The organism is Chthoniobacterales bacterium, from assembly GCA_039930045.1.
Classification (GTDB): Bacteria; Verrucomicrobiota; Verrucomicrobiia; order Chthoniobacterales; family DASVRZ01; genus DASVRZ01.
This window is the reverse complement of record JBDSQB010000010.1, coordinates 61,472-71,958: the sequence shown is the minus strand read 5'-3', so window position 1 is coordinate 71,958 and position 10,487 is coordinate 61,472. Positions and strand designations below refer to the sequence as shown.

Below are 10,487 nucleotides of genomic sequence, written 5' to 3'. Positions count from 1 at the left end.
TGCGTTCATCGCATTGCCAGTGCCAGCGTGTCTCATTACATTTGTCGCAAAGGCGAGGCGGTAGACAGCAACCAGTAGATCCCGTCGCTGCGGGACACTTGGCTAATTACGAGAGCTTGGCATTCGCCAGTCGGCGGCGCTGGCTCCAGCCCGCCAGTCCGGTGATCAGACCAGCACCCACCCAAGTGGAAGGCTCGGGAACAGGCGCGACACCGATTTCGTAGAAGCCACTGTCCAATTGGATCTGGGTCACGCCGACTGCCGATCCGTCAAACGTGATGTCGCCAGCCGTAATGAATGAAGACATGTCTTGGTTGAAGACCAGCCGGTCGTCGGTGCTCTGGCCCGAGTTCGTCGTGCCGTTGAAGTTCGCATTGGTCCAGTTGGTGATGTTCAACTTGAACGCGTTGCCCGCGTCCGTGAACCCGGTGGCGAAGACCAGCAGGTTGCCATTGCTGGCGCTGTCGAAGTCGAGCGTCGAATTTGCGCTCAGGGTCAGCGCCCCGAGTCCCACAGTGCTGGTTCCGGTGACAGTGCCGCCAGTCTTCGTGGCAGCCACACCCTCCTGAGCAGGATCAATGGCAAGGGTGCCGCCATTGAGGTTGATGGTAGCCGAATTGTTTACGTGATTGGTGCTGGCATTGTTGCTGATGAGCAATGTGCCCCCGGTGCTTACTGTAATTGCTGAGGTCGATTGCAACGCATTCGCGGCTGCCGCGTTCAATGTGCCGCCGCTCACCGTAGTGGTGCCGGTGTAGGCATTTGCTCCGGTGAGCGTCAGCATGCCAGAACCTACCTTCGTGAGAGCAATTATGCCCGTGCCGTTGTCTTTCATCGTGCCGCTAAACGTCGTACTAGTGCCGAGGGCACCCACGCTGATTGTCGATGTCGTTGCGGACGTATCGTTTTGCATCTGCCCGCTTCCCGCCAGCGATCCGAAGTTGATGGTGCCGCCGCCGGCGATCTTGATTCGCACGCGATCAACAGCGGCATCATTGAATACCCATGCCGCACTGGCGCTGCCCGCGTTGGCTGAGGTGAAATCGACCGCGTTACCATTGCCGTTGCCGCTCATGGTGAATGTTCCACTGAAGCCGCTGTTGTTTCCGCTTAAGGTAGCTGTGGAAGCGAGGCCGCTGTCGGTAAAGCTCACCGCCGACGAACCGCTGAGGTTGCCGTTGAACGCAGTATTGTTGCCAACCATGTCGATCACCGAGCTGGCGGAGACCACAATGTTATTGGCGAGGGTAAAGCCTCCTCCAGCCTGGATCGTGCCGCCATTGAGCGTGATCGATCCTGTGCCAAATGCCGAGGCGTTGCCGAAGTTAACGATGCCCGTAGTGACCGTAGTGCCGCCGGTGTAGGTGTTGCTGCTGGAGAGCGTCAACGTTCCCGCGCCAGTCTTGGTGAGCGCAAGGTTGTTTTGGTTGGTGCCTGCGCCGCCGAGTTTGCCGCTGTAGCTGACCGCGCCGCCGTTGTTGACCGTCAGCGTCGAGACTGCCGCGTCGCCACCGACCACGGCATTCAACGTTCCGGTGCCTGCCTTCGCGAGGCTGGTGACGGTGGTATTGACCGCTCCACCGCCATTGCCCAACTGGAAGATGCCGTTGGCGTTTGTTGAGGAATCACCCAGCGTCAGCGTGTTGCTGGTGGAAAGGCTGCCGCCTGTTCCTAGCACCAGCGTGCCGTTCTTAACCGTCGTGCCACCAGCGTAGGTGTTCGCGCCAGTAAGGCTCATCGTGCCGGTGCCGACTTTGGTGAATGCGATCGTGCCGCTGCCGTTCCCCGTGCTCGAATCTTTGATCGCACCGCTGAATGTATCAGTGGTTCCCAAGGCACCGGCTGAGATCGTTTGAGTCACGCCGCCCGCCGTGTTGTTCTGAAGAATGCCAGCGCCAGTCATCGAACCGAAGGAGATGGTCCCCGTGCCGAAATCCAGCGTGTCTCTATTGACGCCTGTGTTATTGAAGACCCACGCAACATTGGCATTGCCCGCGTTGGTGCTGGAGATGCGAACCGCGTTGGTATTGTTGGCCAGGGTAATGGTGCCGCTGGTCATGCTGTTGGTGCCGCCAAAAAAGATAGAAACGTTGTTGCTATCGTTGCCCATCGTCAGCGAACCGCTGCCGGAGATACCGCCGCTGATCGTCAGGTTCTTGTTAGTGCCTGGCTGGATGCTGTTCGCTCCAGTGAGCGCGATGTTGTTCGTCAGCGTGATGTCGCTGCCCGCCCCCGCGTTGTTCAATGTGGCGCCATTCAGATTCAGTGCACCGCTGCCCAATGCATTGTTGTTGGCCGCTGACAGAGTTCCCGCGTTGACCGTCGTTCCGCCGCTATAGGTATTGCTGCCGGAAAGCGTGAGCTGGCCGCTGTTCGTCTTCAGTAGCGCCAGGTTGTTCTGGTTGGTGCCCGCGCCGCCGAGTTTGCCGCCGTAGGTGACAGCGCCGCCGTTATTCACGTTCAAGGTAGAGACGTTCACGTTGCCGCCTACGATTGCGTTGGACGTGCCCGTGCCGGCGGTCGCGAGACTGGTCACCGTGGTGTTGACCGCGTTCAGACTGTCGCCGAGCTGGAAGGTGCCATTGGTGTTCGTCGCGGAATCACCGATGGTCAACGTAGTGCTTGCCGAAAGACTGCCGCCATAGCCGAGCACCAGTGTGCCGTTCTTGACCGTCGTGCCACCCGAGTAGCTATTCGCGCCGCTGAGGGTCAGCGTGCCGGTGCCGACTTTCGTGACGCCGCCCGCGAGTGAGATAATTCCCCAGAAGTTCGTGTTGGTGTTCAGATTGCCGATTTCAACCGTGCCGTTGTCTTCAATATAACCATAGCCACTCAGCGAACCGAATTTCGTGGCGAAACTCCCATTGGTCTTGAAGGCAGAATTCGTGACATTCCCCGGATTGAGGAAGTTAACTGCCGCGTTGGAAAGATCTAAGGTCGAGCCGGGGGCGAAGATGTTCACAACATTACCGCTCGTGAAGTAATTCAGCGTGCCGGTGAATCCGCTGTAGTTCGAACCGCCGAGGAAAGCCGACAGGTTGTTGCCGCTGGAGTTCCCGATGGTCAGGGTTCCAGAGCCGCTGATATTTCCATTCAGCGTTGAGTTGTTGCCCGTGTTATCAATCATCGCGGAGGCGTTCGCCCCAACGGCAATATTGTTCGAGATCGTCTTGGCATTCATCTGAAGCACACCACCGTTCATCGTGAGCGTGCCGGTGCCGAGCCCACTGTTGTTGCCCAAGACGATCACGCCCGCATTAAGTGTCGTGCCGCCAGCGTAAGTGTTCACGGAGTTCAGGTTCAGTGTTCCGAGACCGGACTTGGTGAGCGAGCTCGTGCTGTTGTCCAGAATCACCGTGCTGATCGTCAGAGTGTCACCCGAAGCGTTTGTGCGAATCACCATTTCACCGCCGCTCGAAGCTTGGATGCCACTGCCGCCGGTGATGGTTGCTGCATTGCCGCCCGATTTGAGGATGCCATCCACGGTGAGCGTATTGGCGGCCGTCATGGTGACGGCATTCGTGGTGCCGAGGCGGAGGGTATTGATCTGAGTCGTGGTCTGGTTGGTGATAGCTCCGGTCACATCCACGTTGCTCGCAGCAGTAGTCCCGACAAATCCGGTTGAACTTGCCGCCTGGGCAGAATAATTCGTATCACCGCTGCCGTAGGCGCGGACGGCGCTATTAGTAGCGTCATAAGCGGCATAGCTGGTGCCGCCGAAGTAGTCGCCCTTGTCGATCAAAGCTCCCGTTCCAGGAGCGGACGTGAAGGTAATCTTGTTGGTCGTGCCGTTCGTCCCGCCGCTCGTCGAATAGTTATTGGTCGTGCCAGCCGTGCGCGTCGAATTGGCGAGGCTCAGGCTGGTGTTGCCGCTGGTGCCATAGGTGGACTGGTAGTTGCGATCGCCACCGCCAAAGGTGTAGGCGGTCGCGTCGAGAGTGCTCCCCGCAGTAGCGCCTTGATAATTGAACGTGCCGCCATTGATATTGACCGTCGCAGTCGAGGAGAGGGAACCAGTGTTGCCGTTCAGGGTCAAAGTCCCGGCTCCGACCCCATTGTAAAGGGAAGCCGAATTGATGTTAATGGGGCCTGTCATCCCGGTCGAGTTGCCCGTGATGGACACCGTCGATGCCGCGACCGTGAGGCCGCCGGTGAACGTATTTGTGCCGTTGAGAGCCAGAGTTCCGCCCGAAGTGTTGCCGGAAGTCACCGACAAGCTTCCACTGCCGGACATCGCACCGATCGTCTCGCCGGTTGCAGCCGTGTTGGTATACCAATACTGCAAACGAGCATTGGCAGCTCCATTTAATGTGATCGCTCCAGAGTAAGTAACGTTGTTTACGTTGAAGCCGAGAATACCGCCGTTATTCACCGTGATGTCTTTCGCCAGACTGACGCCCAGAGAAATCTGGCCCTGATCGTTTAACGTAAAGGTGCCGCCGGTTCCCACTGCGCCGGCATTGGTAATCTCCGCGGTGCCGCCGCTTTGAAAAACCATGTTCCCGGTGTAGCCGCTGTTCGCATTGCCCATCACGAGAACGCTGTTGTATTTCGAGGCGTTGCCGCCAACGTTGATGCCGATACCGCGATCGCCGGTGACAGTTAACGTGCCGGAGCCAGTCAGGTCGCCCGCAACTCCCAGATTGTATGTCTGCACGTTACCCGCTGCCAGGATTCTCAGCACACCTCCATTAGAGCCGACCGTAATCACGTGGGTGTCTGTCTGGGACTGCGTAATCTGCAAAGCGCCGCCATTGAGCGTCACCGCACCTGCAGTGCCGGAAGTTCCGCCGAGAACCGCGTTGTTCGTGCCGATATCAACCGTGCCGGATGAGATGTTAAGCCCGCCCGAGAAGGTGTTCGTCGCGGAAAGCGTCAACGTGCCCGCACCGGTTTTCGTGAGGCCAAATGCTCCGGTGATGATGGACGAAATCGCAGAGGTCCCGGCGATATTGAAGTTGCCCGATTCGGCCAACGCAATACCCAACACACCTGTGCCGCCCCCGCCGTTGGTGCCGGTCAGGTTGAATGTGGACCCGTATGCCGCAAAGATCAGATCCGACGAAGATCCAGTCCCAAAGGTGCTGGAAATGCCGTTGCCGAGATTACCAGCGCCGCCGAGTGTCAAAGTCACGTTTGTCGCGCCGCTCGTATCATTGCGAAGCGTATAGGTGCCGCTGTTCGGCGTGACGTTGAAGGAACCCACGGTGAGGTTGGCCGGTGAAGCGCCAGTGCCGAAATTGCGGATGCCCGTGCCGTTGTTAAAAACAGCATCGTTGGTTACGAGGGGCGCAGTGCCGAGACTCCAGTTCGAACCAGTGGTCACGTTGCCCGTCACGCTGCCGGTGTAGGTATCGGCAGTATTCGCCGCCTGCGCAGAGTGACCGAGGGCGAGGGCCGCAGTAACAGCGAGGGCGAGGGCTGGGAATGAATTTGGGGAGGAGGATTTCATAGTGATGATCTGGTGAACGAAGGGGTTGATTTAGGAAGTGAGCAAAGTTCGGCGTCATAAAGATTCCGATATTCAACGGTGCCCCGCCATGGAACATACGTTCCCCCCCTCCGCCATCCCATCTGACTGCCGCCGCAGATATTAGCGGTCGAGATACTTCAGCACCGCCTCGGTGCGTGTCTGGACGTGAATCTTGCCGTAGATGCCGTGCAGATGGTTGCGCACGGTGTGCAGACTGATGCCGAGCTGATCGGCGATTTCCTTGTAAAGAGCTCCCTTTGCGAGCAGTGCCAGGATTTCCATTTCCCGTGCGCTGAGTTTGTCGGTTTCTCTTTCCGGTTTCTTGATCTGATGAAAATGGGAGACGACTTTGCGCGCGATCTGCATCGACATCGGAGAGCCGCCGTTGCGCACTTCTTCGATCGCCTTGACCAACTGCGCGGGTGCCGTCCGCTTGAGGAGGTAGCCGCTCGCCCCAGCCCGTAAGGATTCGAAGATGCGATCGCTGTCGTCGTAGGTCGTCAGCATTAAGACTTGGATATCCGGGTGAGCCGCCTTGAGCGCGGCGACACATTCGATGCCGTTGAGCCCGGGAAGGTTGATGTCCATGAGGACGACGTCTGGCTTTTCTCCCGGCAGATATCGCAATGCATCCTTCCCGTTTTCGTGCGCGCCGACGCAGACGAAATCAGCTCTGCGGCGCAGGTGCATCAGCAGACCTTCGCGGGTGAGTGCGTCATCTTCGACAATGGCAACGCGGATCATTTAGCGACGTGGTTTTTTCGACGGCAATGGCAGATCGAATCGCAAACGGGTGCCGTGCCCCGGCTGGCTTTCGATCTGACAGGTGCCATTCAGCGCAGCCGCCCGTTCCCGCATGTTGATCAATCCATTGGAACCTGACTGGATTTTGTCCTCAGAAAAACCTTGCCCGTCGTCTGCGATTTCGACCGTGAGTGCGGAGTCATAAATTTGGATTTTCATACGGATCTCGTGCGGGGCGGCGTGCCTCACAGCGTTGTTCAGTGCCTCGTTGACGATCAAGAAGAAATGATGCCGATAATCCGCAGGGAGCGGGAGCGGTGGCGGGTTGTGCGGCAAATCCAAGATGCAACGAATACCAATGCCGTGCAGATAATCGACTGTGCGCTGGCCGAGATAATCGAGAAGGCTGGGCAGGTTGTCGTGGCGCGGATTCACCGCCCAGACGATTTCGTCGAGTGCGTTGATGGCCTGATGTGCGGACGCTGCCGCTCGTGCCGCATGGGCTGCGCCCGGAGATTCCTTCTCACTTTCTGATTCGGCCAGCCCGGCGAACAATGCGATCTGTGTCAGGTTTGCGCCGACTTGATCGTGCATGTCACGCGCGATGCGAGTGCGCTCGCGCTCGACTGCATTTTCCTGCTCAAGCCTGCGCATCCGTGTCTGCATGCGTCGATTGACCACGTAACGAACCAATAAAGCCAAGCCCAGAGCGCAGGTGAGCCCTGCAGCGAATCGAAACCAAATGGTCTCCCACCATGCCGGTTGAATGGTAACCTCCAGCGATACAGTCGGCAGCCAAGTTCCGGCTAAATCCGTGGCCGCGACTTCAAAACGATAATCTGCGGCGGGAAGATGGGTGAAAGTAGCTGTCCGCTCACTCCCGGCATTGATCCATTCCTCCTCGCCACTTTGAATTAACCGATAGCGAAATCGAATCTCTTCCGGAGCGGTAAATTGCGGTGAGGCATAACGAATTTGCAGCGATGACGGGCGCGGTGGGATGACGAGCTTCTTATTATTGGAACGCATTACCGATACGCCTCCGATTTTAACCTCCTCGATCAAGAGCGGCTTCGATTCCACAGGCTTCGCCGATTGCAATGGATCGACCTCCAGTGCGCCGCTGTAAGTGGCAAACCAAAGATGTCCGTCGCGCGTCTGCGTGTTGCCATGGCGAAATCCGAAGCTGAACTCCATGCTTGGAAGTCCATCGTTGTGCCCGTAACGAATGACCCGCAAGTGTGCTGCACGCCCTCCCATGGCGGTTTCGAGTTGCTCCCGTTTTACCCGGAACAAACCACGCCCGGTGGCCAGCCAAAAATCTCCGCTGGAGTCGATCGTCAACGCGCGGAGATCCTCGTCCGGCAAATCGGTTCCATGCGGGAGTTGAGTCACCTTGCCAGCCCGCCAGCGATAAAGTCCCCCTTCGTAGGTGCCGATCCAGACCGCATCCTTCTCATCTGGCACGATAAAACGAACCTGATGGCCATTGCGCGATTCGGGCAAAAGAATTTCGACGAATTGATCTTTCTCACGCCGAAAGATTCTTCCTCTTTCCGTTCCCACCCACAGGCATCCCTCGCCGTCCTCAGCCAGTGCTCGAGGCCGTACAAGACCCTTCTTTTCAGGAATGTGCTCGATCTTTCCGTCCCGCCAGCGACAAAGACCAGCGTTGATCGTCGCGACCCAGAGAATGCCTTCTCGATCCATCAGCAAGCCCGTGCTCGGGGTCTCAAATTTTTCACGTTTGAAATCATTGCCGGTCCAGCGAAAGAGATCGCCGTAAGTAGCAAACCAAAGATCGCCTTTCGTTGCCTGCACGGCCAACACTCCGCTCAACACTCCCTTGGGAGCCGCTACGAATCGCCGATTGCCAGAGTCCACAGAGCGCACCACCGAACCATCGATTTCTGCAATCCAGAGTCGCCCTTCTCCATCTTCGTCCAGTGAAACTATGTCATTGCGCAGCAGGCCGTGGGTGGTCTGATGCAGGCGAAAACAGGTCTGGCGCAACCTGTCCAATCCACCTCCTCCGGTTCCCACCCAGAGATTGCCTTCATGATCTTCTGCGATTGTCCGCACGGCGGAATGAGAAGTCGGCACGCGAACAAATTGCCGATCACGAAAACGAATTAATCCGGCAATACGGGTTCCAATCCAGAGGTTGCCGACCTTATCCTCATAAAGGGCCAGCACAATGGAAGCCCCTTCAGACCACGGAAGATCGGCCACCACCTCCTTGCTCCCATCATCATGGTAGCGCAGAAGTTGCTGCCCCCGCACCGCCCACATTCCTCCGTTGCGCGAGGGCGTTAGCCAGATTGCCTGCCCGCCTTCGGGATCGACGGTTCGCACCTTCTCCCCTTCGAGAGTGCCGCATCTTAAGTTATTAGAAAACCACACCTGCCCCGCAATCGAGCCCTGGAGCCTGAGTTCAAAGGCGGCCTTGAATTCTAACTGATCGGTAAAGGCCGTTAAACTTCCATCGCGCCAGCGATCCACTCTATTGGCGGGTGTTTGGCTAAACCAAACTGCTCCCATTGGATCCTGCACAAACGAAGTGACGCTTGTTCTGGGCTCTGCGTCCTGCCGCTCCGGCAATATGACTTCAAAATTTCCTCCACGAAGCCGAGCCACTCCTCCACGTCCAAAGCCAGCCCATAAATCATTTTCCCGTGAGGCAAAAACCGCATCGAAACGGCTCGAGGTTAGCACGGGCGTGTTTTTTTTGTTAAACAAAGCGAACGTCGCCCCATCAAAGCGAGCCAGGCCATTTGGCGTGGCCACCCAGAGGTAGCCCTCGCTGGTCTCAACTACCCCATTGACGGTGTTGCTGGGCAGGCCATCGTTTACCTCCCAACTGCGCAAAACGTATTCTTCTGAGAGGGGGATTTCATAAATCGACGTTGCCTGCGTCGAGCCGATAGAAGCGATCAATTCGATGACGAAGATCAAGATGACCAACACACTCGGGCGATATGTGGTGAAAAGTGGAGACACTGGTTTTGTTTGCTTGGATTGACAGCACACAGCATCCAAAGCCGATTTAGTCGCTCAGCTTAAAACCGGCGAGTCGGGGAGGATTTGTGGAATCTCATGAAAACTTTTAGCGTCGCTAGTCGCGCACGAGTCCGCGAAAGACGCCGGCGACGATGACGTCGGATGCGTTCACGATGATTTCTGGAAAACGGTCGTTGCTGGGCTTGAGTCTAATCTTTGCGCCCTCGCGGTAGATTCGTTTCAAAGTCGCCTCGCGCTCATAGCCGACCTGGACGGCGGCGATCTCGCCATCGCGCCAGTCCACACCCGGACGCAGCAGGACTTTATCTCCATCGAGAATGCCGTCTCCCGTCATGGAATCGCCGGTGACGCGCAACAAAAAATCTCCATCCCTCGATGGCAGCAGGTCTTTGTAATCGATCATTTCCTCGGGCTCGGCCAGCGCCTCGGTGAGGTAACCAGCCGCGATTCTTCCCAATAACGGCAGGCCGCCGATGCCAGCCGCATTGCGTCCGAGAGTGGTCAATCTCACGACGCGCGAGCGGCCCTTGGCTCCGCCGCCGGCGACTTCGACAAGGCCGTTGCGTTGCATGGTTTTCAAGGTGGAATTCACGCTGCTGGCATTTGCGAGGCCGAGTTCCTGAACCAGTTCAGGCACAAACGCAGGCTGGTCGTTGCGCGCAAACTTGGCAATGGCAGTAATGATCCGCTGCTGGGCGGCGCTGATTCTAACATCCATGGCAGGAGCTTTATTTAGACGATTCGCCGGCGCGCTGGCAAGCAGAGATTGCACTACGACTCAAGCCGCGCGGAGGGCGCTGCCGACGAGAAGATAGCTCCCGTCCATGGTGCCGCGGCGGCGAAAGGCGAGCATGTTAGTGCACAGGTAGTCGGCCTGCGCGGCGGCGGCGGCCTGGGCGCGGTTGAGTCCCAGGTCGATGTAGATTTCGACCAGGCTCTCAAATTGCAAGGCCTCCACTTCGGGCGGCACCTGCAGGTAGGTTAGGATGTTTTCTGTGTTCATGGTTTTGTTTTGTTCTGGAGGGGGAAACAAAAAACCCACTGCTTTTCGGGCAGTGGGTTTTCTGGAAAAATGTTTGGTTAGATTTAAATCAGAAAGCTCCACGGCCCATGTTAGTATTCCAAATACGGACGACCATCTTCGCAGCGCGATAGGCAGCGGCGAGGCAGGTTGGTTTGGAATGGACGGCGAGTTTCATTGGAATGACGTTGTAAGACTTAGCAAGGATCGGGGACGCGTCAACCGGCA

At 57.4% G+C, this 10,487-nt stretch carries 5 protein-coding genes; all 5 read right to left on the bottom strand.

What is annotated here, in order from left to right; genetic code table 11:
• Window positions 1-106: 106 nt before the first annotated feature.
• Window positions 107-5,452 carry an autotransporter-associated beta strand repeat-containing protein gene (locus ABIT76_08150; protein ID MEO7933115.1) on the bottom strand — a complete coding sequence of 1,782 codons (5,346 nt, stop codon included), beginning with the start codon at window positions 5,450-5,452 and terminating at the stop codon, window positions 107-109.
• A 141-nt stretch (window positions 5,453-5,593) separates the two neighbouring features.
• Window positions 5,594-6,217 carry a response regulator transcription factor gene (locus tag ABIT76_08145; GenBank protein MEO7933114.1) on the bottom strand — a complete coding sequence of 208 codons (624 nt, stop codon included), beginning with the start codon at window positions 6,215-6,217 and terminating at the stop codon, window positions 5,594-5,596.
• Window positions 6,218-9,172: a two-component regulator propeller domain-containing protein gene (locus tag ABIT76_08140; GenBank protein MEO7933113.1), complete on the bottom strand. Its 2,955-nt coding sequence runs from the start codon at window positions 9,170-9,172 to the stop codon at window positions 6,218-6,220.
• 160 nt (window positions 9,173-9,332) lie between these two features.
• Window positions 9,333-9,956, bottom strand: a complete 624-nt coding sequence (gene lexA / locus ABIT76_08135) for a transcriptional repressor LexA (protein MEO7933112.1) — start codon at window positions 9,954-9,956, stop codon at window positions 9,333-9,335.
• 60 nt (window positions 9,957-10,016) lie between these two features.
• Window positions 10,017-10,241: a hypothetical protein gene (locus tag ABIT76_08130; protein ID MEO7933111.1), complete on the bottom strand. Its 225-nt coding sequence runs from the start codon at window positions 10,239-10,241 to the stop codon at window positions 10,017-10,019.
• Window positions 10,242-10,487: the final 246 nt, after the last annotated feature.